Source organism: Blastomonas sp. AAP53, from assembly GCF_000331245.1.
GTDB lineage: Bacteria > Pseudomonadota > Alphaproteobacteria > Sphingomonadales > Sphingomonadaceae > Blastomonas.
This window is the reverse complement of record NZ_ANFZ01000013.1, coordinates 1-23,741: the sequence shown is the minus strand read 5'-3', so window position 1 is coordinate 23,741 and position 23,741 is coordinate 1. Positions and strand designations below refer to the sequence as shown.

The following is a 23,741-nucleotide window of genomic DNA, read 5'->3' as shown; positions in this document are numbered from 1 at the left end:
CCGTTAGGTGAATGTGCCGGGGCTGTCAACCTTCGGCACCGCTTTTTTGGCGGTTTTGCCCGACCGTAATCGACCTATTCCCCCCCGCCCGGTCCGGCTTGCCGGTTGCCGATGCGTTGCCAGTGCCTTAGAGCCTTGAAGCATGAAAGTCACTACCATCCGTCTCGCCCCTATGCTGATTGTTGCAACTCCGCTGCTTCTGTCGGCCTGCCTCGAGCCGATGGCGGACCGGCCCTCGCTGGCCCGGCGCGAGGTAGAACTGCGCGATCGGCAGGCAGAAGCCAAGGCGCCGCCGCCGGCGATCACGGCCATAGCCGATCCTTCGCTGGCGCGGGACCTGACAGCGATGCTCGCGCGGGCCGACAAGGCGGAGGCCGATTTCGCGCTGGCCCGTTCGGCCGCACAGGCCGCAACCGGTGCCGCGCGGGGCAAGGAGGTGGGGTCGGAAGCCTGGTCGGTGGCGCAGACGCGGATCAGTGCGCTGGGAGCGCCCCGCCGCGACCTTGCCCAGCTGCTAGGCGATCTGGAAGAGCTGTACGTCGCACGGCTGGCGAAGGAAGCCGCAGGCGAGCTGGAGCCGGGTGGCAGCGACCAGATCGAGCAGGCCCGCCAGCATGTCCTGGCGCTGCTGGACGGCCAGGATCAGGTGATGAATGCAATGAAGGCCAGCCTCTCGAGCTGACCTGTCGGTCGCGCCTGCGGCTCTGTTCGACGCAACCCTCGGTGATGCTGCACGTAGTGTGGGGATCGTTCACCGAGGAATTACCCGAAATGAAGTCATTCTATACCGCCACTGCTGCTGCAGCCCTGCTGCTCAGCGGAACCAGCGCCTTCGCCCAGACCGACACCAGCAACCAGCAGCCAACGCGCCAGCAGGACCGGCTGAACTCGATCTTTGGCGCGCTGTTTGGGGACCGCACCGGATCGACTCAGTCGATCGAGGCCCAGTGGTCGATCGGTCGCACCCCGCTGGCGACGCAGCGCGCGCAGTTCGAACAGCGCATCGATACCGATGTGCGCTCGGGCGCGATCGACCAGCGCACCGCCGCCCGGCTGAAGTCCGATTATTACGATCTGGTCCAGCTGGAGGCCCGCTATGGCGCCGATCGTCGCTTCACCACGCAGGAACGCCAGGATCTGACCGACCGCTATGGTCGTCTGACGCAGATCGTGTCGGATGGCGGCTATGGCGATGACGGTCAGAACGACATCGGCATCTCGGTCGCGGACGGACAGGGCGAATTCAACCAGCGCGTCGATGCATCGGTGACGGCTCGCCGCATCACGCGCGTCGCAGGGGCCCGGCTCAAGACCGATTACGCAGCCCTGGTCCGCACCGAAGCGACCTATCTGCGCGATGGCCGCGTGACCGAGCAGGAGCGCGATGACCTGTATACCCGGCTGGAAGCGCTCGATGCGCGCGTGGGCGACATGGCCTCGACCGGCGCTGGCACCACGCCTGCGATGACCTCGCGCGCGCGGCTGGACGCCATTGCCCGCGCCCTGCCCGCCAGCGGCCTTTCCGCGAGCGCCCAGGCGCAGCTGCGTGTCGAGCATGAGGACCTCACCCGGCTGGAAGCGGCCTATGCCCGGCTGAACGCCAGCGCCGACGATCGTGCCTATCTGGAACGTCGCCTGCGCGATCTGGAAACCCGGGCGCGCGTGCGCCGCTGATTTTTTCCCGACCGGCAGGTCCACCCAATGGGAGCGTCCGCACGCTGCGGCCGCTCCCATTGTCATTTTACATTCAGTGATTGCTCATCCCACAAGGACTCGATAGCCTGCCAGTCACCAAAACGGCGGGAGGGCGGTGATGGTCGATGATCCGATCTGGCGGGCGCTTGCTGCCATGCGTATCGAGCCGGAGGGTGCGGCGCTGAGCTTCACGCGGCGGCTCGCACGCGAAAACGGCTGGTCGCGCCACCATGCCGAAGCGGTGATGGAAGAGTATCGCCGCTTTCTCTATCTTGCAGCGACCGGCACGGACATGGTCACCCCGTCCGATCAGGTCGATCAGGCCTGGCATCTGCACCTGGCCTATACCCGGCATTACTGGGAAGAGCTGTGCGCGCGGATCATCGGGCGGCCGCTGCACCATGGCCCCACCGCAGGCGGCAGCGCCGAGGGGCGCAAGTACCGGAGCCTCTATGCCGCCACGCTGCAACGCTATCGTGACACCTTTGGCAGCGAGCCCCCATCAGACATCTGGCCACCCAGCGATCTGCGCTTTGGCGTGCGTTATCAATGGGTTGACCGTTCGCGCCACTATCTTCTGGCGCGGCGCCATGTTGCGCTGGCGGCGATGGCTGGCGGTGCGACCCTGCTCGCGGCGTGCACGGCACTGGCCGCTGAAAGCGCCGCCGCCGGGAATGCGCCGCTGTTCAAACGGTTCTGGGAAATCGCGTTCGGAACCAGCTTCGGCTTTATCGCCTTCATCACTGGCCTTGGCCTGATGCTGTTCCTGCTCGGCCTGCTGATCGACCGTCGGCGCAGCCATGCCCGCCAGACCAGAACTGTGCACAACCGCAAGCGCCGCCGCGACAGGGGCGACAGCTCCATTGGCGGCGACAGTTCGTCCGATGGCTGGCTAAGTTCGGGCACGGGCACGGCTGCAGCGGGCGGCGCAGCCTTCGCAGCGGGCGGTGGCGAATTCGGCGGCGGTGGCGCGGATGGCGACTGGAGCGATTCGAGCGACAGCAGCGATTCGGGCGGCGACAGCGGCTGCAGCAGCAGTGGTTGCGGCGGAGGCTGCGGCGGCGGCGATTGAAATTGTGCGCTTGGCCGACCCCGGCGCGGGGCCTTCGACAGGCTCAGGCTGAGCGGAGGTGGTGCCAAGTGGCAGAAAAGCGAGATCCAACCCAAACCCGCTCAGCCTGAGCCTGTCGAAGGCCCCGCGCTGCCAGCGGCCCCAACAACCTTTCCCCCTCAATCGTTCGCCATGGTCACCGGTTTGCGGCCATCGCCCTGGGTGATCACCACCACCAGATCGCCCGCGCGCAGGCTGGCGGTTTCATCATCCCAGAAACCGTAAGGCTTGCCATCGCGATAGATGCGCACGCCGACGCCATCCTTGATGTCCTTGAGCGGCACGCCGATTTCCTCGTTACGCACTGCGCGCTCGATCAGCACCACGCGTCCGCTCGACGAGGCGAGATCGGCCAGATACGCGCTGATGTGCGGGCCATGGCACGATCCTGCGAGCAGCAGCCCGGCAAAGCTCACCGGGTTGATGACGGTGTTCGCGCCCGCCTGCCGCGCCAGCAGCTCGTTGTCGCTCGCGCGCACCACCACGCTGATCGGTACATCGGGGGCCAGATGGCGGATGGTGAGCACGATCAGGATCGAGGTATCGTCGCGCCCGGCCGAGACGATCGCCGAGCACGCCCGGTCGATATGCACGTCCTTGAGCGTTTCGTCGCGCGTCGCATCGGCATTGAGCACATTGCAGCCCAAAGCCTCGGCGCGTGCCAGAGATTCCTCCGACTGATCGACCACGACAATGCACGAAGGGTCGGTGCCGCGCGCAACCAGTTCGCGCACCGCCTCGGTGCCGCTGGTGCCGAAGCCCAGCACGACGATATGCCCTGTCAGGCGCTGCTGGATCCTGCTCATCTGCCATTTTTCCCATGTGCGCTTGATGACGAAACTGTACGCGGTGCCGACGAAGATGAAGATGACCGCGATCCGCACCGGGGTCACGACCACCGATTCCATCAGCCGTGCCCGGTCCGAAACCGGTGCAATATCCCCGAAGCCGGTGGTGGTGACCGAGATCATCGTGAAATAGACGACGTCCAGAAAGCTGATATCGCCATCGACATTGTCGACCAGGCCATCGCGGTCCAGCCAGTGGATCAGGATGACCACGCCGATCAGCATGAACGCCACGCTGAGCCGCAATGCCACGTCGGCCCAGACCGGCAGACGCGACGCCCGTTTCAACAGGGCCCTGGGCTTGATATCGGAATCGGCCATGCGCGCAGCTTACTTCCTGGGCAGATACAGCAGCGGATCGACCGGCTTGCGGTCCTTGCGCAGCTCGAAATGCAGCTTGGGGCTCTCGGCGAAGCCGCTCTGCCCTGCCGAACCGAGCACCTGCCCGGCCTTGACCGCTTGACCGCGGGTCACATCGATCCGCTCGGCATGGCCATAGGCGCTGACCCAGCCGCCGCCATGGCTGACCAGGATCAGCCCGCCATAGATCGCGACTTCGCTGCCCGCGTATGACACCACGCCATCGGCGGCCGCGCGAAACGGCTGGCCGCGCGTCGCGGTGATGTCGATGCCGTTGCTGATCTGCCCCTTGCCCACCGGGCCGAAGCGGGTGAGCAGCGGGCCCGACAGCGGCCAGGTGAACCGGCCGGCAAAGGCGTCCGGTACCTTGACGGGAACGCTCGCGGCGACCGGCGCGCGCGCGGGCCTGGCGGCGGGGACGGCCGAGCCTTCTGCGATGGCAGGCTGGCTGCCGGTGACGACATCATCGATGTTGACCACCAGCTCACCGATCCGCCCCGTCCTGGTCGCAGGCGCCGCCGCAGGAGCGGTTCTTCCTGCGCTGACGGCCAGCTGAGCACCCGGCGGCAGCTTCAGCTTCTGCCCGATGCGCAGGATATAGGGTTCGGCCAGATCGTTCAGCGCGACGATATCGCTCCACGCGACGCGATAGGCATAGGCGATGGCAATGCCCGTCTCGCCCTGCGCCACGGTGTGGTAGCGCCCGCCCGGAATGGTCAGCTGCTGCCCGGGACGCAGCACATAGGGTGCAGCCAGGCCGTTGGCTGCAGCAATCGCTTCGGACCCCGCGCCGGTGCTGTTGCCGATGCCGCGCAGCGTGTCGCCGGGCTTCACGACATAGACCGTGCCGATCACGTCAGCGGCGTTGGCGGCAACGCTGCGGCTTTCCCACACCGGCGCGTCGCTACCCGTCACCACCTCCTGCGGCAGTTCGGCCGGAACGCCTGCCTCGCTGATCTCGGGCTGCAGTCCCTGCTCGCTCACCCCGCCAGGTATGCAGCCTGCCAAAAGCAGCGTCGCCGTAATGGCCACACTTGCGAACTTACGTTTGTTTCCCCACGCCATGGCGTCAACATCTAGCACGGATTGCGCGCTTTGCCACCGGTTTGGGCAGGATTTACACCGCCCTACTGCCCTCCGGCCCGCTCACGCCTGATCGAATGTGGCTGCGAGCGACGCGACCGATTGATGGTGCGTCAGGTCCAGATGCAGCGGCGTCACCGCGATATAGCCATCGGCCACCGCTTCCAGATCGGTGCTGTGCGCCGGGGTCTGTTCCGCCTGGCCCAGCCCGAACCAGTGATATTCGAACCCGCGCGGATCGGTGTTGGTGACGATCTTCAACCGCCCGTAATCGCGGAACCCCTGTGCAACCACGCGCACGCCGCGCACGCTGTCTGCGGACCGGGCGGGAAAATTGACATTGACCAATGTGCGGCGCGGCATCGGCTGGCCGATGATCTTGCGCACCACCTGCTCGCCCCAATGGGCGGCGGCATCGAACGAGACATCAAGCCCTGCCCCTTCGCGCGCATAGACCTGGCTCAGCGCGATCGACGGCACCCCGGCCAGCGCCCCTTCCATCGCAGCCGACACGGTGCCCGAATAAGTCACATCCTCGGCCAGGTTCGCGCCCCGGTTGACGCCTGACAGGATGAGATCGGGCGGCGTCTCCTTCATCAGCCGCGCCACCGCCATCATCACCGCGTCGGTCGGCGTTCCGGTGACCGAATAGTGCTTGTCGCCATGCTGGTGGATCCGCAGCGGCCGGGTGATGGTGAGCGAATGTCCCGCGCCCGATTGCTCTTCTGTGGGCGCGACGATCCAGACATCGTCCGAAATGGCCCGCGCAATATCGGCGAGAACCGCCAGCCCCGGCGCATGAACGCCATCGTCGTTGGTCAGCAGGATGCGCATGGAGTTCCTTTCAGTGTCATTGCCGTGCTTGGTACCGCGAACCTCCGGGCCATGCCACCGCCGCCTGCACATCATTGCAACATAGGTGAAAAAACTGGACCGGGCTTCCCGTTGCGACTCGACGCGCCCGCCGTGACAGGATAATGTTGATGGTGCAGCGCAACAAAATCATGGCACCCCGGCTGAGCAACCAGCCGGGTTTCACGTCTAAAAAGCCGGGAAAAACGCCAATAACACGGGCGCGTAATCGCAGTAGGGAGACACACCAAGATGGATTCGCTGGTTTCAACCGAGTGGCTCGCCAATGAGATGGGCGCCTCCGATCTTCGCATCGTCGATGCGAGCAAGTTTCTGGCCGACACCGGCCGCAATGCGCTGGCCGAATATGAGGCCGGCCACATCCCCGGCGCCGTGTTCATGGATCTGGAAGAGCTGGTCGACAGCAATTCTGCGGTCGAAAACACCCTGCCCCCTGCCGAAAAGTTCGCCAGCCGCATGCAGTCGCTGGGCCTGGGCGATGGCAGCCGCATCGTGCTGTACGATGACAGCCCGCTGAAGTCCTCGGCCCGCGCCTGGTTCATGCTGACCATGTTCGGCGCGCACGCGGTCGCCATTCTCGATGGCGGCATCGCCAAGTGGAAGGCCGAAGGTCGCCCGATCAAGACCGGCAAGGAAACGCTGCGTCACCGCCACTTCACCGTGTGGGAAGACAAGAAGAACGTCCGCACCAAGGCCGACATGCTGGGCAACCTGCACAGCAAGGCCGAACAGGTCGTCGATGCACGTCCCGCTGCACGCTTCACCGGTGCCGAAGAAGATCCGCGCCCCGGCATCGCTGCGGGCCACATTCCCGGTGCCGTCAACCTGCCGCACTCCAGCCTGTTCAACGCCGATGGCACCTGGAAGACCGGCGCTGACCTCAAGGCGGCGTTTCAGGCCGCCGGCGTCGACATCGAACAGCCGATCGTCACCACCTGCGGCTCCGGCATGACTGCCAGCGTCGTCGCCTTCGGCGCGCATCTGCTCGGCAAGACCGATGTGGCGCTGTACGATGGCAGCTGGGCCGAATGGGGCGCCGATTCCGACACCCCCAAGGCGATGGGCTGACCTCAAATCATCCTCTCCCTTTACGGGAGAGGATACCAAAGCCTTGGCAGCTTGCTGCCTAGGCGACGTTGGAGAGGGCTAGCCCCTCTCCCACTGCGACTAGGCCCGCTTTGCGGTCCAAGTCTCGTTGCCCTCTCCCGCAAGGGGAGATGGCGGAGTTGAACCATGGCCAAGCCCCCCCGCAGCCCGCAATCGCCCGCCACCCGGATCATCACCGGTGGCAGGCGCGCCGAGTGGACGGGAACGGCGGACCAGCCCGGCGCCGTGGTCAATCCACCTGTCTGGCGCGCAAGCACGCACCTATACCCCGATACAGCTGCTCTCAAGTCTGGCCCGCAAACCAATGAGGATGGGCGCTTTTTCTATGGTCGGCGCGGATCGCCGACGCAATGGGCGCTGGCCGAGGCGCTGACCGCGCTCGAACCGGGAGGGTACGGGACCATGCTCTACCCTTCGGGTGTTGCAGCGATCACCGGCGCGCTGCTCAGCGTGCTGTCGCCGGGCGATGTGCTGCTGATGACCGATAGCGCCTATGACCCGTCGCGCGGCTTTGCCGATGGCTTCCTCAAACGCTTCGGCATTGAGACGCGCTATTACGATCCGCTGATAGGCGCCGGTATTTCCGCGCTCATCTGCGAACGCACCCGCGCCATCCTGATGGAAAGCCCCGGCAGCCTGACCTTCGAGGTGCAGGACGTGCCCGCGATCTGCCAGGCGGCGCGCGCGGCCAACCCGGACATCGCGCTGCTGATCGACAACACCTGGGCGACCGGCCATTTCCTGCCCGCGCTCGCCCTGGGTGCGGACATGAGCATCCTGGCGTGCACCAAATATATCGTCGGCCATTCGGACGTCATGCTGGGGTCGGTCACCACCACGGAAGGCTTCTATCCCCGGCTGCGCCAAACCGCGCAGGGACTGGGTCACGTCGTCTCGCCCGATGATGCCTGGCTGGCGCTGCGCGGCCTGCGCACGCTCGATGTACGGCTGCGCCAGCATCAGGCCTCGGCTTTGAAGGTTGCGCACTGGCTGGCGGAGCAGCCTCAGGTCGCGCGGGTGCTGCATCCGGCGCTTCCCACCTGCCCCGGCCAAGATGTGTGGCAGCGCGATTTCACCGGATCGAGTGGGCTGTTTTCCTTCGTGCTCAACGGCGGATCGGACGCGGCGCGCGCGGCCTTGGTCGACACGCTCGATCTGTTCGGCATCGGTTATAGCTGGGGCGGTTTCGAGAGCCTCGCGATCCCGATCGACCCCGCACGCTGCCGCAGCGTGACGCCCTGGCCGCCGCAAGGCGATGCCAATCCGTACGCGGTGCGGCTGCATATCGGGCTGGAAGACCCCGATGATCTTATCGCGGACCTTGCCAAGGGGCTGGCGGCGTTTACGATGCACGCATGAACGCAGCGATCTCGGGACTTCTGATGCGATGGGGCTGGATCGACCGCCCCGACGACCTGCAATATGTCGAAGGCGTCATCGCCGCGCTGATCGCGACGGCTGCCTTGCTGATCGGCTGGAGCGTCAGCCGCCTCACCTATCTGCGTCTCGCCGCGATCTGGGAACGCCGCGCGGGCCATGAAAGCCAGCTCGCGCGCCGCCGCATTCGCGACATGGTGCGGCGCTTCACCACCGCGATGCTGATCGGCATGGCGCTCAACCTCTACGAGTGGAGCCTGATCGCCTCGGTCATCTTCGGGATCACGCTGGCGATTGCGCTGGCTTTGTTCGTCAACGATCTGGTGCGCGGCGTGCGCATGCCCGATTGGCTGGGCACGTTCCTGGGCCTCGCCACGCTCATCTCGATCCTGGCGAGCATGTTCGGCGGGCTCGATCCGATCACCACTGCGATGGACCGGGTGGGCTTCAACTTGGGCGAAAAGCGATTTTCGTTGCTGCTCGTGGTCACCATCGCGATCACCATCCTGGTGCTCTACACCGCCGCGCGCGTGGTCAACCGCATCGCCGGGCACATCATCGGCAGCAGCGACGGGCTCGACCCGACGCAGAAGCTGCTCGGGCAGAAGATCGCCAGCGTCGGCGTCATCGTCCTGGCCTTCTTCATCGGCATCGATACGTTGGGGATCGACCTCACCGCGCTCAGCTTCTTCTCGGGCGCGTTCGGCCTCGCGATCGGCTTCGGGCTGCAGAAGACGATCGGCAACCTGTTCGCGGGCATCATCCTGCTGCTCGACCGCTCGATCAAGCCGGGCGATGTCATCGCGGTGCAGGACAGCTTCGGCTGGGTGAACAAGATCGGCGTGCGCGCGGTTTCGGTCATCACCCGCGATGGCAAGGAGCATCTGATCCCCAACGAGGACCTGATGACCCATCCGGTCGAGAACTGGTCGTACTCCGACCGCAACGTGCGGATGCGCATCCCCATCGGGGTCGGCTATGGCAGCGACATGCAGCTGGTGCAGGAGCTGCTCTACCGGGCGGTCGACGAGACCCCGCGCGTGCTGAAAGAACCCGCCCCGCGCATCTGGATGACCGAGTTCGGCGACAATTCCGTCAACTGGGAAATCCGCGCGTGGATCGGCGATCCCGAAGGCGGCATGGGCAACATCCGCGGCGACGTGCTGATGCGCGTGTGGGTATTGTTCAAGGAACACGACATCGAGATCCCGTTCCCGCAGCGGGACTTGTATATCAAGGAAATGCCGGGGATGGGGCCGGCTGTGGCTGCTCCAGAAGGTGACGCTCCGCTCCGCTCAGCCTGAGCCTGTCGAAGGCTGCGCACCGCCCCCCGCCACAATACTCACGTCATCCTGAACTCGTTTCAGGACCCATCGTGCCCCAAGCATCGAAGCCGCGTGGGGAGAAATGGGCCCTGAAACGAGTTCAGGGTGACGGTTTAGATCATCGGGAACGTCAGGCGCGGGGCCTTCGACAGGCTCAGGCGGAGCGGGCGTAGGGTGCAAAGACCCAGCGCAAGGCGATCAAGGCTGCTCGGTCACCGTCGGCGTCGAGGCGACCGCTTCGGCGGACAGCACCGGCTTGGCGGCGGCCTTGTCGATCGCGGCGAGCAGGCGGCCGGCTTCGGTGCAGCCGGTGGTGCAGAGCGATTCGATGCGGACCAGGTTGCGCCGCGCCTTTTCCACCGCACCGCGCTGGACCATCGCCTCGCCCTGTCCGGCCAGCGCCGCAACGTCATTGGGGTCAAGCCGCAGTGCCTCGCGATAGAAGCGGATCGCCTTGCCCGGCAGGCCTTGCGCGCTCGCCACCTGTGCCAGCGCGATATACGCGGCGCGGTTGCCCGGATCGACCGCCAACGCTGCCTCGAACAGGCCGGTGGCCTGATCCAGGTCGCCTGCGGTCTGCACCCTTGCCCCCTCGTCCATCAGCGCCTGTGAGGCCGGATCGACGGCATAGCGGATGGGCTGGCCGATTCCGGTGCTCGAAACGGTGGCAAGAGCGAGTGACAAGGCAATGGCGGCAGGCGCGAAACGCATCATATTCTCCCAGGCTGACCGCAAGGCTATCATGACCGGCAAGCTCTTGTGAAGAAAAAGCCGTCGGTGCCGTCGTGATGCGGCGTCAGGAGCCTTCCGGCGGCATCGCCAGCGCCCTGCGGCGCATCGCACAGCCCGCCATCGGCCCCGATCAGGCGGCCAATGTTCATATCCTTCAGCGATATATGCCAGCCCGGCTGGTTGCACAAGGCACGCGCGATCTGCCGTGGCCCCTCGTCGGGGAGCAGCGAGCAGACCGCATAGACGAGCGCGCCGCCCGGGCGCACCAGCCGCATCGCGATCTCGACGAGCCGCGCCTGCTCGCCCACCAGCCGCTCCAGCCGTTCGGGTGTCAGCCGCCAGCGGGTTTCGGGGTTGCGCCGCCAGGTGCCCGATCCGCTGCATGGTGCATCGACCAACACGATATCGGCCTGGCCCTCGAACGCGGCGAGGCTGTCCCATTCGCGCTTCGGGTTGAGCAGCAGCGTCTCGATGCGATCCGCACCCGCGCGCCTGCGCCGTGGCTCCATCGCTGCAAGCCGGTCGCGGCTGGTGTCCGATGCGATGATCCGCGCCTCGGGCAGCATCGCCGAGAGCGCCAGCGTCTTGCCGCCCGCGCCTGCGCACAGGTCGATCACCAGCGCCGGATCATGGTCGCCAAGACACGCCTGAACGATCGCCTGGCTGCCCCAGTCCTGCACATCGATCGCGCCCTGCTGCCACAGCGGCGTGTCCTCGATGGCGGTGCCATTGGGCAGCCGTGCGGCGCGGGACAACACATCGCTGAACTCGATATCGGGCCAGACCGCCGCCAGCGCCGCCCGATCGGTGCGCGATGGATCGTAACGCAGGTCGAGCGCGGCGCGGTCGAGCAGCGCAGTTTTCTCGTCGGCGTCGAACAAGGCAGGCAGCAAGGCCTCGATCCAGCTGGGGATCACCCCGCCGCTGGCCATGGGCTCGTTATCGCCGAGCAACGCCGGGCCGTATTGCGAGCCATCGAACTGCGCCGCCAGCACCGCATCCTCGCGCGCCAGCCCCGCCATCGCGGCGCGTCCGCTTGCGGGAATTTCACCGAAGCGGCGCACCGCGCGATAGGCCAGATCGCGCACCGCGCGCCGGTCGCCCGAGCCCATATAGCGCCGTTCGCGGAAGAAATTGCGCGCCAGCGTATCCGCGCTCGCCCCCTGCCCGCGCGCTGCGTTGAGGATCGCATCGAGCAGGTCGATCGCCGCCTGCACCCGCGCCGAGGGCGTCACTTGCGGGCCTCGCGCGCATCCAGTTCGGCAAACAGCCGGTCGAATTCATCGCGCGCCGGAATGGCCATGCACCTGTGCGTCACGCCCTCGCGCCGCGCCGCTGCGACATGCACCGCCGCCGCCTTTTCGCAATCGGCCTGGCTGGCAAACACCTGGGCCACCCGCTCGATCTGGATCCGTCCAGGCTCGCCGGGCGATGCCCAGGCCAGCATCAGCATATAGGGGACCAGCTCGATCATCAGCTGTCAACGGGTCGGATAGTTCGGGGCCTCGCGGGTGATCGACACATCATGGACATGGCTTTCGCGCAGGCCCGCATTGGTGATCCGCACGAATTCGGCATTGCGGCGCAGCGCGTCGATCGTCGGCGATCCGGTATAGCCCATCGCCGCCTTGATGCCACCGACCAGCTGGTGGACAACATCGCGCGCCGGTCCCTTGAACGGAACCTGGCCCTCGATGCCTTCGGGGACGAGCTTGAGCTGGTCCTTGATGTCCTGCTGGAAATAGCGGTCGGCGCTGCCGCGCGCCATCGCGCCGACGCTGCCCATGCCGCGATAGCTCTTGTAGGCGCGGCCCTGATACAGGAACGTCTCGCCCGGAGCCTCTTCGGTGCCCGCCAGCATCGATCCGATCATGATCGTCGATGCACCCGCAGCCAGAGCCTTGGCGGCATCGCCCGAGGTGCGCAGCCCGCCATCGGCGATCACCGGGATGCCCGACTTGTCCGCCTCTTCGGCCGAGTCCATGATCGCGGTCAGCTGCGGCACGCCGACGCCCGCGACGATGCGCGTGGTGCAGATCGAACCGGGGCCAATGCCCACCTTGATGCCGTCCGCGCCTGCATCGATCAGCGCGCGCGTGGCGGCTGCGGTGGCGACATTGCCTGCAATGACCTGGACGTGGTTCGAATATTTCTTGATCGCTTCGACCGCGACCGCGACCATCTTGGAGTGGCCATGCGCGGTATCGACCACGATGACGTCGCATTCGGCATCGATCAGCGCCTTGCTGCGCTCCAGCCCGGCCTCGCCGACGGTCGAAGCCGCCGCGACGCGCAGACGGCCCGCTGCGTCCTTGGTGGCATCGGGGTGCATTACCGCCTTTTCGATATCCTTGACCGTGATCAGACCGATGCAGTGATAGTTGGCGTCGACCACCAGCAGCTTTTCGATCCGGCGCTGGTGCAGCAGACGGCGCGCGTCCTCCTGCCCGACATCGGCAGGCACGGTCGCAAGATTCTCCGAGGTCATCAGCTCGCGCACCGGCTGCATCGGGTTTTCGGCAAAGCGCACGTCGCGGTTGGTGAGGATGCCGGCGAGCTTGCCCGACGCCTCGACCACCGGGATTCCCGAGATCGAGTGCAGCCGCATCAGCGCCTGGGCTTCGGCCAGCGGCGCATCGGGGGTGATGGTGATGGGGTTCACCACCATGCCGCTTTCGAAGCGCTTCACCTGACGCACCGCCGCAATCTGTTCCTCGATGCTGAGGTTGCGGTGGAGCACGCCGATGCCGCCCAGCTGCGCCATGACGATCGCCATGCTCGCCTCGGTCACGGTGTCCATCGCCGACGACAGCACCGGGATGTTGAGGCGGATCGATTTGGTCAGCTGGGTGGTGGTGTCCGCCTGGCTAGGCACGATTTCCGACGCGGCGGGGCGCAGCAGAACATCATCAAAGGTAAGGCCGAGGGGGATGTCCATGCGCGATGCCACTTTCTTGATCCGAATCTGGTTTCTGGTGGCGGCCCATGTAACCAAGCTGCGCGTCAATCGCCAGTGGTTGCGGGCTTATATTTCGCTTCGTCGGCAAAATGGCGTGCCAGATTGACATGCAGATTGGCATCATCCGCCGCACCGCCCAGCTCCGTCGCATCGGTCAGCTCGTCGTCGGGCTGGTGATAGACGGTGGTGAGGAACGCCTGCAGCAGCTTCATGTCGCTGAACGAGCCGCCCGCCATGATCGATTTGACGCCCTTGGCCCCCAAAGCCCAGCCGTCCTGACGGCGGATGAAGGCATTGGCCTCGGTATCGGCATCGACCGCGCGGCCCATGTCGCGCGCGATTTTATCGACGATTTCGTCGAGCCCGTTCTCGCCGCGCCCGACCAAAGCCACCGGAGCGCCAGCAGGAGCGATCGCGACGGTATCGACATTCAGCGCGACCACGATCTGCTCGAGCGGAACCACGGGCTTGTCGGCAAAATGATAGGCGCCCAGCAGGCCGCGCTCTTCGGCCGTGGTGCCCATGAAATAGACATCGCGGTCCATCGGCGCGCCCCGCCCCAATCGCTCGGCGACGGTCAGCAGCACGGCCATGCCGCTGGCGTTGTCGACCGCGCCATTGCAGATGCGATCCTCGGCCTCCTCGCTGCGGCAGATGCCCAGATGGTCCCAATGGCCCAGCAGCACCACAGCGCCCGATCCGGGCTTGGCACCGGGGATCTTGCCGATGACATTGTGGCTCTCGAAACTGCGGACGGATGTGCTGGTCGCCAGATCGAGCGCCACCGGCAGCGGCATCGCGGCGAAACCGGATTGGCCCGCCTTGGCCATGGCATCAGCGGGCGACAGGCGCACGGTGCGCAGCATCGCCTCTGTCACGTCGGCGCGCAAAACGCCGGTGATCGGTGCGCCGATATCATCGCTCGCCAGGCGCATTGACCCATTGGCGAGCTGGTTGCGCAGCGCCCCCCAGGGCGCGGCTTCGGGCGCAGTGACCAGCACGGCGGCGGCACCTGCCTCTGCCAGCATCTTCTGGCGCTCGCGCGACGTCGGCAGCTTGGCCGCGCCCTCGAATTTCGGTTCGGCCGACAGCATCAGCACGATGCGGCCCTGCACATCGGCGTTCAGCTTGCCATCGGCACCAACACCATAGCCGACGAACAACGGCTCTCCGGTCGCGCGGTCGGTGGGGTTGCGCCCGGACAGCAGCACGCCATCCTCGGCGAGCTTGAGCAGCTTGCCGCGCACGGTCGCGTGCACCGCCTGCGCATAGGGTTTGCGCTCGACCAGAGGCACCGGCTGAAACCACGGATGCGCGGCATCGTTGGTCCCCGATATCAGGCCATAGCTTGCCCAGGTCTTCGCCAGATAATCGAGCGTCCTGGTCTCGCCTGCCGTACCAGGTCCGCGGCCTTCGAACGCGTCGCTCGCGAGGATGGCGATGTGGCTGCGCACCTCGTCGACGCTGATCGGCGCGGGCTTGTCCTGCGCCTGCGCTGCGAAGCAAAGGGTCGAGGCCGCAACGGCCAGGGTGGTGAAGGCGCGAGCCCGGAAGGGGTGTGTCATTGCATGGTCATGGCGCAAAGCGCGCCGCTGGTGCAAGAGAGCGCAAAGCGCATGGCATCGCGCGATGCCGAAATCAGGAATGCTGTTGCAAAAATGCCCCGCACCCGGCTCTCCGTCTGCCAGCGCAAGCAACGCTTCGCCAGCGAGGCCGAGGCGCTGGCGGCAGCGCTGGCTGCGAGCATCGATCTGCGCGCCTATGCCTGCGACCGCTGCGGCCGCTATCACCTGACCAGCAGGTTGAAGGGCAAAAGGCGCCTGCCCCCGTCATGAGCGGAAAGGGCGGTCGCGAACGACCGCCCCCCCTTCCCGTTTCTCGGCCTGATTATTCGCCCGCGATCTTCAGCCCCGTGAAGTGCGCGAGAAAGGCATAGATGTCCGAGGATTCCTCGATGATCTTGTCGGTCGGCTTGCCCGATCCATGCCCTGCGCGCGTTTCGATGCGGATGAGGTGCGGCTTGTCGCCGGCCTCGGTCGCCTGCAGACGCGCGGTGTACTTGAAGCTGTGGCCCGGCACCACGCGGTCGTCGGTATCGGCGGTCGATACCATGATCGCGGGATAATCGGCTTTGCGGATAGTATGATAGGGCGAATAGGTCAGCAAGGTTCTGAAGTCGGCTTCCTTGTTGGGATAGCCATAATCATCGACCCAATAGCGCCCGGCGGTGAAGCGATCGAAGCGCAGCATGTCCATCACGCCGACTGCCGCATTGGCCGCAGCGAACAGGTCGGGCCGCTGGTTGACCACCGCACCGACCAGCAGACCGCCGTTCGATCCGCCCTGGATGGCGAGCTGGTCCTTGCCGGTGACGCCTTCCTTGATCAGGAACTCGCCCGCCGCGATGAAATCGTCGAACACGTTCTGCTTGTTGGCGAGCCGCCCGGCATCGTGCCACGCCTTGCCATATTCGCCGCCGCCGCGAATGTTCGCCTGGACGAACACCCCGCCCTGTTCCAGCCACGCAAGCCGCGTCGGCGAGAATCCGGGGGTGAGCGAGATGTTGAAGCCGCCATAGCCGTAAAGCAGCGTCGGCGCAGGACCGGTGACCGAAGCCTTGCGCACGATGAACATCGGCACCTTGGTGCCATCCTTGCTGGTGAAGAAGCGCTGCTCGACCTTGTAGTCGTCCGGGTTGAACGCCAGCTTCGGCTCGGCCCAGGGCGTCACCGCGCCCGAGGTCAGGTCATAGCGATAGATCGTCGTCGGGCGGTTGAAGCTGGAATAGGAGAAGAAGGTTTCCTTCGAATCCAGATCGCCCCGGAATCCGCCGACCGACCCGATGCCGGGCAGCGGCAGATCGCCGATCGGCTTGCCGGCCAGATCGAACAGCTTCACGACATCGTGCGCGTCCTGCAGATAGTTGACCACCAGCTTGCCGCCGATCACCGAGGCACCATCGATCACGGCCTCGCTTTCGGGCACCACGGTCTGGATGCTGGTCTCGTCGCCATCGATCGCCATCGCGACGACCTTGAGCCGCGGCGCACCCTTGTTGGTGACGAAATAGATGCGGTCCTGGGCCATGCCGACCATCTGCCAGTCGTTCTTGAGCTCGGGCACGATGACGCGCTGCGCCTTGCTGCCGGTCAGGCCGATCATCGTCAGGCGATAGCGTTCATCGGTGCCCGATGACGAGGTGACCAGCAGGAAGCTGCCATCGTCCGACACCTGCGCGCTGTGGTTGAGCTCCGGCTCGTCAGGCGTGGCGTAGATCAGCGGATCGCTGGCCTGCGGCGTGCCCAGCGCGTGGTAGCGGATTTCCTGATTGGTGTTGAGCGACTGGAACTCGCCCGCCTTGTCCGGCTCGGGGAAGCGCGAGTAATAGAAGCCCTTGCCTGCCTTGTCCCATTCCAGCGCGGAGAACTTGACCCATTTCACCTCGTCTTCCAGCACCTTGCCGGTCGCAACATCGAGCACCCGCACGGTGCGCCAGTCGCTGCCGCCGTCCTGGATCGAGTAGATCAGCTTCGTGCCGTCCTCGCTGGGCTCCCACGCATCGAGCGCAGTCGCGCCATCCTTCGCCCAGACATTGGGGTCGATCAGCACCCGCTCGGCGCCGTCCTGGCCGTCGCGGACATACAGCACCGCCTGGTTCTGCAGGCCGGAGTTGCGCGTGAAGAAATAGCGTCCACCCGCGACATCGGGCACGCCGGTGCGCGCATAATCGTACAGCGCCCGCATGCGGCTGGCGAGCGCGGCGCGGCCCGGCAGCGTCTCGAGGAACGCGTCGGTCACCTTGTTCTGCGCCTCGACCCAGGCGGCGACCTTGGGGTCGACGCGCACGTCATTTTCCAGCCAGCGATAGGGGTCGGCCACCTTCACGCCGAACTGCTCTTCGACGGTGTCGACCGTTTCGGTCACCGGATAGGACAAGGGTGCGTCCTTGGCGGAAGCGGGCACGGACAGGGTCATGGCGACGGTTCCCAGCAGAGCGGCAAGACGGGCGCAGTTGCGCATGGGCGATCCTTTAAAATGTTGATTGGACAAACGAAAACAGGCCGCGAATGTGCACATTCGCGGCCTGTCTGGCAATCCGGTATCGGATGATACTGTTACGCGCCTTCGTACTCGTCTTCTTCAACCATCACTGGGCCCGAATCCTTGCCCTTGGCGCTGGTGTCGCGGTCGACCAGTTCGATGATGCCCATCGGGGCGGCGTCCGAAGCGCGGAAACCGGCCTTGAGCACGCGGGTGTAACCACCTTCACGGTCCGCATAACGGGTCGCGAGCGTGTCGAACAGCTTGACCAGCTGGGCGTCGTCCATCAGGCGAGCCATCGCCAGACGACGGTTCGAAAGACCGCCGCGCTTGGCCAGCGTGATCAGCTTTTCGACATAAGGACGCAGTTCGCGCGCCTTGGGCAGAGTGGTGGTGATCTGCTCGTGCTTGATCAGCGAGGCTGCCATGTTGCGCAGCATCGCGATACGGTGCGAGCTTGTCCGCTGCAGCTTGCGCTTGCCAATTCCGTGACGCATTGTTCAGTACTCCGTTCGTAAGGGGGCCGTTCAAGGTACCCCGGTCCTGGCGATGTTGACGGCCACCGCCGATGCCGATCTTGAAATCCTCCCCCAGCAAGCTGGGGGAGGATTGAACTTTAGCCCAGCAGTTCCTGCTCGAGCTTCTTGGCCATTTCCTCGATGTTCTCGGGCGGCCATCCGGGGATGTCCATGCCGAGGCGAAGGCCCATGCTGGAGAGAACTTCCTTGATTTCGTTCAGCGACTTGCGACCGAAATTGGGAGTCCGCAGCATCTCGGCTTCGGTCTTCTGGACCAGATCGCCGATATAGATGATGTTGTCGTTCTTGAGGCAGTTGGCGCTGCGCACCGACAGTTCCAGCTCGTCCACCTTCTTGAGGAGGTAGCGGTTGATCTGGTTGGCATCGCCTTCATCCGGAGCAGCCTGGCTCACCGCACCCGGGGTGCTGGTGGTCATGCTGTCTTCGAAGTGGACGAACAGCTGCAACTGGTCCTGCAGGATGCGCGCCGAATAAGCGACGGCATCTTCAGGAGTCACGGTGCCATCGGTTTCGATGGTCAGCGACAGACGGTCATAGTCCAGTTCCTGGCCGACGCGGGTGTTTTCCACCTTGTACGACACCTGACGGATCGGCGAGAACAGCGAGTCCACCGGGATCAGGCCGATCGGCGCATCGATCGGACGGTTGGCCACGGCAGGGACATAGCCCTTGCCGGTGTCGCAAGTCAGTTCGATGTTCAGCGTCGCGCCGTCATCGAGATGACAGATCACGAGATCCTTGTTCATCACTTCGATGTCGCCCGAAACAGCGATATCGCCAGCCTTCACCTGAGCGGGGCCGGTTGCCGAAAGCTGGAGGCGCTTGGGGCCTTCGCCTTCCATCTTCAGCGCGATCTGCTTCACGTTGAGGACGATGTCGGTGACATCTTCACGCACGCCAGCGAGCGAGGAAAACTCGTGCAATGCGTTCTCGATCTTGATCGAGGTGATGGCCGCGCCCTGAAGCGACGACAGCAGCACCCGGCGCAGGGCATTGCCCAGCGTCAGGCCAAAGCCACGCTCCAGCGGTTCTGCAACAAAGGTTGCCTTGCGCTTGGGATCGCCGCCGCTCTTGACCTCAAGACCGTTCGGCTTCTTCAGTTCCTGCCAGTTCTTGATGTTGACAGTCATAGACTTCCCCTGAGTGTTGGGCGAGGGCGACGCTGTACAATGCGCTTGGGAGCCCTGGCCGGAAATTTCTTGGAATGGCGCGTCCGCCATCCCCGTAGTGAACAGCCTGGGTGTCAGACGCGACGCCGCTTGGACGGACGAACCCCGTTATGGGGGATCGGCGTCACATCGCGGATCGAGGTGATGGTAAAGCCCACCGCCTGCAGGGCACGAAGAGCCGATTCACGACCCGAACCCGGGCCCTTGACTTCGACTTCCAGCGTGCGGACGCCATGTTCGGCAGCCTTCTTGCCCGCGTCTTCTGCACAAACCTGCGCAGCATACGGGGTCGACTTGCGGCTGCCCTTGAAGCCCATCATGCCGGCAGACGACCAGCTGATCGTGTTGCCCTGAGCATCGGTGATGGTGATCATGGTGTTGTTGAAGCTGGCGTTGACGTGAGCAACGCCAGACGAGATGTTCTTGCGCTCGCGCTTTTTGAGCCTTTGCGGTTCGCGTGCCATAATTCGTTATCCTGGAATAAAGGGATTGCTGAAAAAGAATACAAGGGCGGGACGCATGACGCGCCCCGTCGTCCTTACTTCTTCTTGCCGGCGATCGGCTTGGCCTTGCCCTTGCGGGTGCGCGCATTGGTGTGCGTGCGCTGGCCACGGACCGGAAGGCCCTTGCGATGACGCAGGCCGCGATAGCAGGCCAGATCCATCAGACGCTTGATGTTCATCGCGGTCTGGCGACGAAGATCACCTTCCACGGTGTGGTCGGCATCAATGGCTTCGCGGATCTGCAGGACTTCTGCATCGCTCAGGTCCTGAACGCGACGCGTGTGGTCGATGCCCAGCTTGTCGGCGATTTCCAGCGCCTTGGTGCGCCCGATTCCATGAATGTAGGTCAGCGCGATGATAACGCGCTTGTTGGTGGGGATGTTGACCCCGGCGATACGTGCCACTTAATACTTCTCCTGCTCCACAGGGCGCGGGCCAATGCCGCAACCCCATCTCATAGCTTCACGGCCATAAAGCGCAAAATACAGGCCTTCGCATGGGATGATGCGTAGGCCTGTTGGTAAGCCGCTTGATGAAAATGAATGCCGCGCATAAGCGGAGTCGCCCACACTGTCAAGCGCGGGACAAGACAAACCAGACGGGCCGCACAATATTTAACGATTGCGTGGCTGCGCTGGCAAAGATCATACTCCTGCCCGGCCCCCCGCGCAAGCCAGACGCGGTTCGATCAGGGGCCAGGGGGGCCGTATGACCGACGACACGACTGACACAGCCGCCGCGAGAACGTTCACGCTCGCAGGGGTCGTGATCGATCCGGGCGTCTCGGCCACCGTCGCCATCCCGGTCAGCAACACCGCGACCGGCCTGCCCGCCAGCCTCCATGTCCGCGTATTGCACGGCGCGCGCCCGGGCCCCTGCATCTTCGTCTCCGCCGCGATCCATGGCGACGAGATCATCGGCACTGCGGTGATCCAGCGGCTGCTCGCCAAGCTCGATGCGGCCAGCATGGCGGGCACGGTGCTGTTCCTGCCCGTGGTCAACATCTTCGGCTTCCAGGCGCACAGTCGCTACCTGCCCGACCGGCGCGACCTCAACCGCTCGTTCCCCGGCAGCGCCAAGGGCTCGCTTGCAGGGCAACTCGCCAACAAGTTCCTGAAAGAGGTGATCTGCCACTGTTCATTGGGCATCGACATCCACTCCGCCGCGGTCCACCGCTACAACCTGCCGCAGATCCGCATCGCGCCCGATAACGACAAGTTGCGCGAGCTCGCGATGCTGTTCGGCGCGCATGCAGTGATCGAGAGCCCGCTCCGCCCCGGCAGCTTGCGCGACATCGCGCGCGGCGAAGGCGTCGACATGCTGCTGATGGAGGCGGGCGAGGCGCTGCGCTTCGACGAGTTGTCGGTGCGCTGCGGCGTCAACGGCGTGCTCAACGTGATGGCACATCTGGGCATGATCCAGCCGCACCCCGAGGCGACGCAGGTCACCATCCCTGCCCGCTCCCGCCGATCGATCTGGGTCCGCGCCCCGCGCGGCGGCCTGTGCGTGCTGCAGCGCACCTCGGGCGACGCGGTGAAGAAAGGCGACATCATCGGCCGCGTCGCGGGCATCTTCGGCGACGACGCCCAGGACTTCCGTGCCCCCATCGACGGCATGATCATCGGCCACGCCGTCCTGCCCGTGGTCAACCAGGGCGACGCTTTGGTGCACATCGCCGAGGTGATGCGGTTCGGCGATGTCGAGCAACGGGTGGATCAGATTACCGAAGCGCTGTTGAACGACCGGCTGCTGGATGAGGATGAGTTGATTTGAGGGGGTTGGGGCGGGGGGGGGACTGACAGATCAATCCACGACTGGCGTCCGTTGCTCTGAAGCGTAGCAACGGACTTGGTATCTCGCCCAACCTGAATCTTGAAGGTCTCCGTTACCCAGATAGCCGAGCCAAAGTAACTCGAACAAGCCTTGCGCTCGGGTGCGCTCGATGTCTAGCCTCTGGTAGTCCGCGATCAGTCGACCGTGAACTATTTGGTTACGCATCACAATCATGCCCTCAGCGCCTCCCATAAGTTCCAAAAGACCACCCCGTCGATTGCGCGGGAGCCCTTGCACCATGCGATCAATCCGTTCGAGAAGGCGAAGCTTGGGTACGTCAGAAAGTGCGCGATTGACGGCCTGATGCTCTTCAGGTGAGGCATCAATGCTACGAGCCGCTTCGCGCACCGCACTGCCCAAGTATCGCCAGCGTTTTTTCGCAATGCACTCTCGCGTTAGCTGACGTTCCTGCTCAAACGCTTCCACCAACCGCTCGATTCCTTCGACGCAGGCCGTTAAGCTACTCTCCATAATGGGTGCGGTGTAGGAGGTAGCGTAACCAATAGCGGCAGCATGCAGTAGTTCGCGCTGCTGTTCGATAACACCCAATCGCGCCGCACCCTTGGCAAGGTATTGCTCAATTTTTCCACGAAAGGGAGGGTCATAAGCCTCGTCTGATCGACGCCTATAACGTGGCTCCAGCCGAACAGCTTGCCAATTCGCTTCACGCTTCGAAGCACTATCCTTAAACTCAGCAAGTGTGTTAATGTACTGCCTATGGCGAAAAGCTAACAAAATGCGAAAGCTGAGCCACATGCTTTCAACCGATTTGAAGAATTCTGGCTCTTCTAAGCTTTCTATTGGCCTTATCTCAACGCCTGGTAAGTCAATTCGCTCGCGTTCTTGCGTAATACGTTCATCATCACGGTAGCTGGAAATGCGTAACAGCCGGAAGCGCAACCCCAATGATGCGACTTTTGTCCAAGAGCCTAGGAGCTTAGCAGGTTCGTGTTTCCCCCGTGACCGCCGGTAAATGTTCCAGCCATCTTTAGGCCTCTGCAAAAACCAGAATTCTGCCTTGAGGTCATTAATTTCGTTGAACCGAAGTTCGTTAGTAGCTTCAATAACTTCAATCTCGGCGATAGGTTGAATTGAATCGTCAGCAATCATCACACCATACGTCATTCCAGTTGACCGCAGTATACCGGTGCCACGTTGGATATAATCATGACCAGGATCATCGCTGATCTTCCAGTCAGGGCGCACATGGTAACGCCAGTGAACGACTCCGCCTTTGCTAAATCCAAGAAGTTCAATTTCAAGTTCGCGAGTGCCAAACAGAGAAATGCGATTTGCATGCAAGTAGTGGGGGTCTTGATGGATTACCGCTGACACGCTTTGGACATCTCCAAGTGCGTTAACGATCTCGATGGATGCAACGTTCTCATGTGGGTTAAAATACATCACGCCAAGCCTGCAATTTGTCGCAGGAAAACGCAAGTGGAGTCATGTCTTGGGGTAGCGCGTGCTAAATGGATCGTCTAAACCACAAGACCCAGCAATCAAGATTGACTATTTTAACCAAATAGGTTACAAACCACTCCGTCGCCGTACCAATCTGCCCGGTGCGGAACCACGGCACAGGCCTCCGTTTTACCGGGGGTGGCGGGTTGGGGTTGGCGGGGGGCTTTCGCGAGAGCCGGGATCCGTCGGGAGCCGAACCAGGCAGGCAGACGGTCAGCCGCGCGGGTCAAGACGCCTTCCTCACCGCGCAAACCGGCATCGCGCCGGGGGCCACCGCAAGCACCAGATGGAAAGGCGCAACCGGCCCTTGGCGGACTGAGGCCTTGACCCAATCATCCGCTGCACACCGCCGCCCGCCATCCGGCCCAGCCGGATCGCCCCGGCCCGCCACCTTGCGTTCTCTTGCTGCGTGGCGTGGAGCTGTGTGCGGGAATCCAACAATATCGCGGACGTTGGCGCGGGGCCTTCGACTTCGTTCGGGCTGAGCGGGGGTGGGTGCGTCAGGCCTTCAAAATCCTCCCCGAGCTTGTCTCGGGGAGGGGGACCGCTGGCCGAAGGTCAGGGGTGGAGGGGCGGCGGGATAGTGAAACGATTTGACGAGGTACGATCCCGCTGCCCCTCCACCATTCACTGCGTGAATGGCCCCCCTCCCCCAGCGAGCTGGGAGAGGATTTTGGGTGCGAGACTGGCCCCAGCCAGCTGGGGGAGGATTTTGGGTGCGA

22 protein-coding genes are annotated in these 23,741 nt (G+C 64.3%); 8 read left to right on the top strand and 14 right to left on the bottom strand.

Annotation, left to right across the window (positions count from 1 at the left end):
- Positions 1 to 172 precede the first annotated feature (172 nt).
- The 3 genes from D618_RS18335 (at position 173) to D618_RS19705 (ending at position 2,767) form a co-directional block, all read left to right on the top strand.
- Entirely contained in the window at positions 173 to 682 is a 510-nt protein-coding gene (locus tag D618_RS18335; protein ID WP_017671861.1) for a hypothetical protein, read from the top strand.
- Positions 683 to 771: 89 nt separating this feature from the next.
- Positions 772 to 1,674, top strand: a complete 903-nt coding sequence (locus D618_RS19075; protein ID WP_017671860.1) for a hypothetical protein — start codon at positions 772 to 774, stop codon at positions 1,672 to 1,674.
- A 139-nt stretch (positions 1,675 to 1,813) separates the two neighbouring features.
- Positions 1,814 to 2,767 (top strand): hypothetical protein, encoded by a 954-nt coding sequence (locus tag D618_RS19705; protein WP_017671859.1) that lies wholly within the window; start codon positions 1,814 to 1,816, stop codon positions 2,765 to 2,767.
- 158 nt (positions 2,768 to 2,925) lie between these two features.
- Here D618_RS19705 and D618_RS0112470 read toward each other — a convergent pair whose 3' ends face one another.
- From D618_RS0112470 to surE, 3 genes are all read right to left on the bottom strand, one after another.
- Positions 2,926 to 3,975, bottom strand: a complete 1,050-nt coding sequence (locus D618_RS0112470) for a potassium channel family protein (protein WP_017671858.1) — start codon at positions 3,973 to 3,975, stop codon at positions 2,926 to 2,928.
- A gap of 9 nt (positions 3,976 to 3,984) precedes the next feature.
- On the bottom strand, positions 3,985 to 4,998 hold the full coding sequence (locus D618_RS0112465; protein WP_017671857.1) for a M23 family metallopeptidase: 1,014 nt from the start codon (positions 4,996 to 4,998) through the stop codon (positions 3,985 to 3,987).
- A gap of 162 nt (positions 4,999 to 5,160) precedes the next feature.
- On the bottom strand, positions 5,161 to 5,931 hold the full coding sequence (gene surE, locus D618_RS0112460; protein WP_017671856.1) for a 5'/3'-nucleotidase SurE: 771 nt from the start codon (positions 5,929 to 5,931) through the stop codon (positions 5,161 to 5,163).
- Between the two features lie 270 nt (positions 5,932 to 6,201).
- Between surE and sseA the strand changes: the two genes are divergently transcribed.
- From sseA to D618_RS0112445, 3 genes are all read left to right on the top strand, one after another.
- Positions 6,202 to 7,038 carry a 3-mercaptopyruvate sulfurtransferase gene (gene sseA, locus D618_RS0112455; RefSeq protein ID WP_017671855.1) on the top strand — a complete coding sequence of 279 codons (837 nt, stop codon included), beginning with the start codon at positions 6,202 to 6,204 and terminating at the stop codon, positions 7,036 to 7,038.
- A gap of 165 nt (positions 7,039 to 7,203) precedes the next feature.
- Positions 7,204 to 8,436: a cystathionine beta-lyase gene (gene metC / locus D618_RS0112450; RefSeq protein WP_017671854.1), complete on the top strand. Its 1,233-nt coding sequence runs from the start codon at positions 7,204 to 7,206 to the stop codon at positions 8,434 to 8,436.
- Complete coding sequence (locus D618_RS0112445; protein WP_017671853.1) at positions 8,433 to 9,758, top strand: mechanosensitive ion channel domain-containing protein; 1,326 nt, start codon at positions 8,433 to 8,435, stop codon at positions 9,756 to 9,758. The genes metC and D618_RS0112445 overlap by 4 nt, the downstream gene beginning before the upstream one ends.
- A 219-nt stretch (positions 9,759 to 9,977) precedes the next feature.
- Here the strand turns inward: D618_RS0112445 and D618_RS0112440 are convergent, their stop codons facing one another.
- The 5 genes from D618_RS0112440 to D618_RS18320 all read right to left on the bottom strand — a co-directional run bounded on the left by D618_RS0112440 (position 9,978) and on the right by D618_RS18320 (position 15,035).
- The gene (locus D618_RS0112440) at positions 9,978 to 10,490 is read right to left on the bottom strand and encodes a tetratricopeptide repeat protein (protein ID WP_026091628.1); all 513 of its coding nucleotides are present in this window, start codon (positions 10,488 to 10,490) and stop codon (positions 9,978 to 9,980) included.
- A 29-nt stretch (positions 10,491 to 10,519) separates the two neighbouring features.
- On the bottom strand, positions 10,520 to 11,746 hold the full coding sequence (locus tag D618_RS0112435; protein ID WP_017671851.1) for an RsmB/NOP family class I SAM-dependent RNA methyltransferase: 1,227 nt from the start codon (positions 11,744 to 11,746) through the stop codon (positions 10,520 to 10,522).
- Positions 11,743 to 11,985 (bottom strand): hypothetical protein, encoded by a 243-nt coding sequence (locus tag D618_RS0112430; RefSeq protein WP_017671850.1) that lies wholly within the window; start codon positions 11,983 to 11,985, stop codon positions 11,743 to 11,745. The genes D618_RS0112435 and D618_RS0112430 overlap by 4 nt, the downstream gene beginning before the upstream one ends.
- A gap of 6 nt (positions 11,986 to 11,991) precedes the next feature.
- Positions 11,992 to 13,449, bottom strand: coding sequence for an IMP dehydrogenase (gene guaB, locus D618_RS0112425; protein WP_017671849.1), 1,458 nt, complete (start codon positions 13,447 to 13,449; stop codon positions 11,992 to 11,994).
- 65 nt (positions 13,450 to 13,514) lie between these two features.
- Positions 13,515 to 15,035 carry a M28 family peptidase gene (locus D618_RS18320; RefSeq protein WP_017671848.1) on the bottom strand — a complete coding sequence of 507 codons (1,521 nt, stop codon included), beginning with the start codon at positions 15,033 to 15,035 and terminating at the stop codon, positions 13,515 to 13,517.
- Positions 15,036 to 15,038: 3 nt separating this feature from the next.
- Between D618_RS18320 and D618_RS18315 the strand changes: the two genes are divergently transcribed.
- Positions 15,039 to 15,305 (top strand): hypothetical protein, encoded by a 267-nt coding sequence (locus tag D618_RS18315; RefSeq protein WP_017671847.1) that lies wholly within the window; start codon positions 15,039 to 15,041, stop codon positions 15,303 to 15,305.
- A 52-nt stretch (positions 15,306 to 15,357) separates the two neighbouring features.
- Here the strand turns inward: D618_RS18315 and D618_RS0112410 are convergent, their stop codons facing one another.
- The 5 genes from D618_RS0112410 to rpsM all read right to left on the bottom strand — a co-directional run bounded on the left by D618_RS0112410 (position 15,358) and on the right by rpsM (position 20,126).
- Complete coding sequence (locus D618_RS0112410) at positions 15,358 to 17,490, bottom strand: prolyl oligopeptidase family serine peptidase (protein ID WP_017671846.1); 2,133 nt, start codon at positions 17,488 to 17,490, stop codon at positions 15,358 to 15,360.
- Between the two features lie 95 nt (positions 17,491 to 17,585).
- Positions 17,586 to 18,008, bottom strand: a complete 423-nt coding sequence (rplQ, locus tag D618_RS0112405) for a 50S ribosomal protein L17 (RefSeq protein ID WP_017671845.1) — start codon at positions 18,006 to 18,008, stop codon at positions 17,586 to 17,588.
- A gap of 119 nt (positions 18,009 to 18,127) precedes the next feature.
- Positions 18,128 to 19,180: a DNA-directed RNA polymerase subunit alpha gene (locus tag D618_RS0112400; RefSeq protein WP_017671844.1), complete on the bottom strand. Its 1,053-nt coding sequence runs from the start codon at positions 19,178 to 19,180 to the stop codon at positions 18,128 to 18,130.
- Between the two features lie 113 nt (positions 19,181 to 19,293).
- Positions 19,294 to 19,683, bottom strand: a complete 390-nt coding sequence (gene rpsK, locus D618_RS0112395; protein ID WP_017671843.1) for a 30S ribosomal protein S11 — start codon at positions 19,681 to 19,683, stop codon at positions 19,294 to 19,296.
- Between the two features lie 74 nt (positions 19,684 to 19,757).
- Entirely contained in the window at positions 19,758 to 20,126 is a 369-nt protein-coding gene (gene rpsM, locus D618_RS0112390; protein WP_017671842.1) for a 30S ribosomal protein S13, read from the bottom strand.
- 304 nt (positions 20,127 to 20,430) lie between these two features.
- Between rpsM and D618_RS0112385 the strand changes: the two genes are divergently transcribed.
- Entirely contained in the window at positions 20,431 to 21,495 is a 1,065-nt protein-coding gene (locus D618_RS0112385; protein ID WP_017671841.1) for a succinylglutamate desuccinylase/aspartoacylase family protein, read from the top strand.
- A 30-nt stretch (positions 21,496 to 21,525) separates the two neighbouring features.
- On the opposite strand, the gene D618_RS0112380 is transcribed toward D618_RS0112385, so the two are convergent.
- A complete protein-coding gene (locus D618_RS0112380; protein WP_152414707.1) occupies positions 21,526 to 22,962 on the bottom strand; it encodes a hypothetical protein in 1,437 nt (478 codons plus the stop codon).
- Positions 22,963 to 23,741: the final 779 nt, after the last annotated feature.

Excerpts from the sequence above, each read along its gene's own strand:
- D618_RS18335 (WP_017671861.1), top strand. The coding sequence starts at position 173 with ATGCTGATTGTTGCAACTCCGCTGCTTCTGTCGGCCTGCCTCGAGCCG.
- D618_RS19075 (WP_017671860.1), top strand. The coding sequence starts at position 772 with ATGAAGTCATTCTATACCGCCACTGCTGCTGCAGCCCTGCTGCTCAGC.
- D618_RS19705 (WP_017671859.1), top strand. The coding sequence starts at position 1,814 with ATGGTCGATGATCCGATCTGGCGGGCGCTTGCTGCCATGCGTATCGAG.
- D618_RS0112470 (WP_017671858.1), bottom strand. The coding sequence starts at position 3,975 with ATGGCCGATTCCGATATCAAGCCCAGGGCCCTGTTGAAACGGGCGTCG.
- surE (WP_017671856.1), bottom strand. The coding sequence starts at position 5,931 with ATGCGCATCCTGCTGACCAACGACGATGGCGTTCATGCGCCGGGGCTG.
- sseA (WP_017671855.1), top strand. The coding sequence starts at position 6,202 with ATGGATTCGCTGGTTTCAACCGAGTGGCTCGCCAATGAGATGGGCGCC.
- metC (WP_017671854.1), top strand. The coding sequence starts at position 7,204 with ATGGCCAAGCCCCCCCGCAGCCCGCAATCGCCCGCCACCCGGATCATC.
- D618_RS0112445 (WP_017671853.1), top strand. The coding sequence starts at position 8,433 with ATGAACGCAGCGATCTCGGGACTTCTGATGCGATGGGGCTGGATCGAC.
- D618_RS0112440 (WP_026091628.1), bottom strand. The coding sequence starts at position 10,490 with ATGCGTTTCGCGCCTGCCGCCATTGCCTTGTCACTCGCTCTTGCCACC.
- D618_RS0112430 (WP_017671850.1), bottom strand. The coding sequence starts at position 11,985 with ATGATCGAGCTGGTCCCCTATATGCTGATGCTGGCCTGGGCATCGCCC.
- guaB (WP_017671849.1), bottom strand. The coding sequence starts at position 13,449 with ATGGACATCCCCCTCGGCCTTACCTTTGATGATGTTCTGCTGCGCCCC.
- D618_RS18320 (WP_017671848.1), bottom strand. The coding sequence starts at position 15,035 with ATGACACACCCCTTCCGGGCTCGCGCCTTCACCACCCTGGCCGTTGCG.
- D618_RS18315 (WP_017671847.1), top strand. The coding sequence starts at position 15,039 with ATGGTCATGGCGCAAAGCGCGCCGCTGGTGCAAGAGAGCGCAAAGCGC.
- D618_RS0112410 (WP_017671846.1), bottom strand. The coding sequence starts at position 17,490 with ATGCGCAACTGCGCCCGTCTTGCCGCTCTGCTGGGAACCGTCGCCATG.
- rplQ (WP_017671845.1), bottom strand. The coding sequence starts at position 18,008 with ATGCGTCACGGAATTGGCAAGCGCAAGCTGCAGCGGACAAGCTCGCAC.
- D618_RS0112400 (WP_017671844.1), bottom strand. The coding sequence starts at position 19,180 with ATGACTGTCAACATCAAGAACTGGCAGGAACTGAAGAAGCCGAACGGT.
- rpsK (WP_017671843.1), bottom strand. The coding sequence starts at position 19,683 with ATGGCACGCGAACCGCAAAGGCTCAAAAAGCGCGAGCGCAAGAACATC.
- D618_RS0112385 (WP_017671841.1), top strand. The coding sequence starts at position 20,431 with ATGACCGACGACACGACTGACACAGCCGCCGCGAGAACGTTCACGCTC.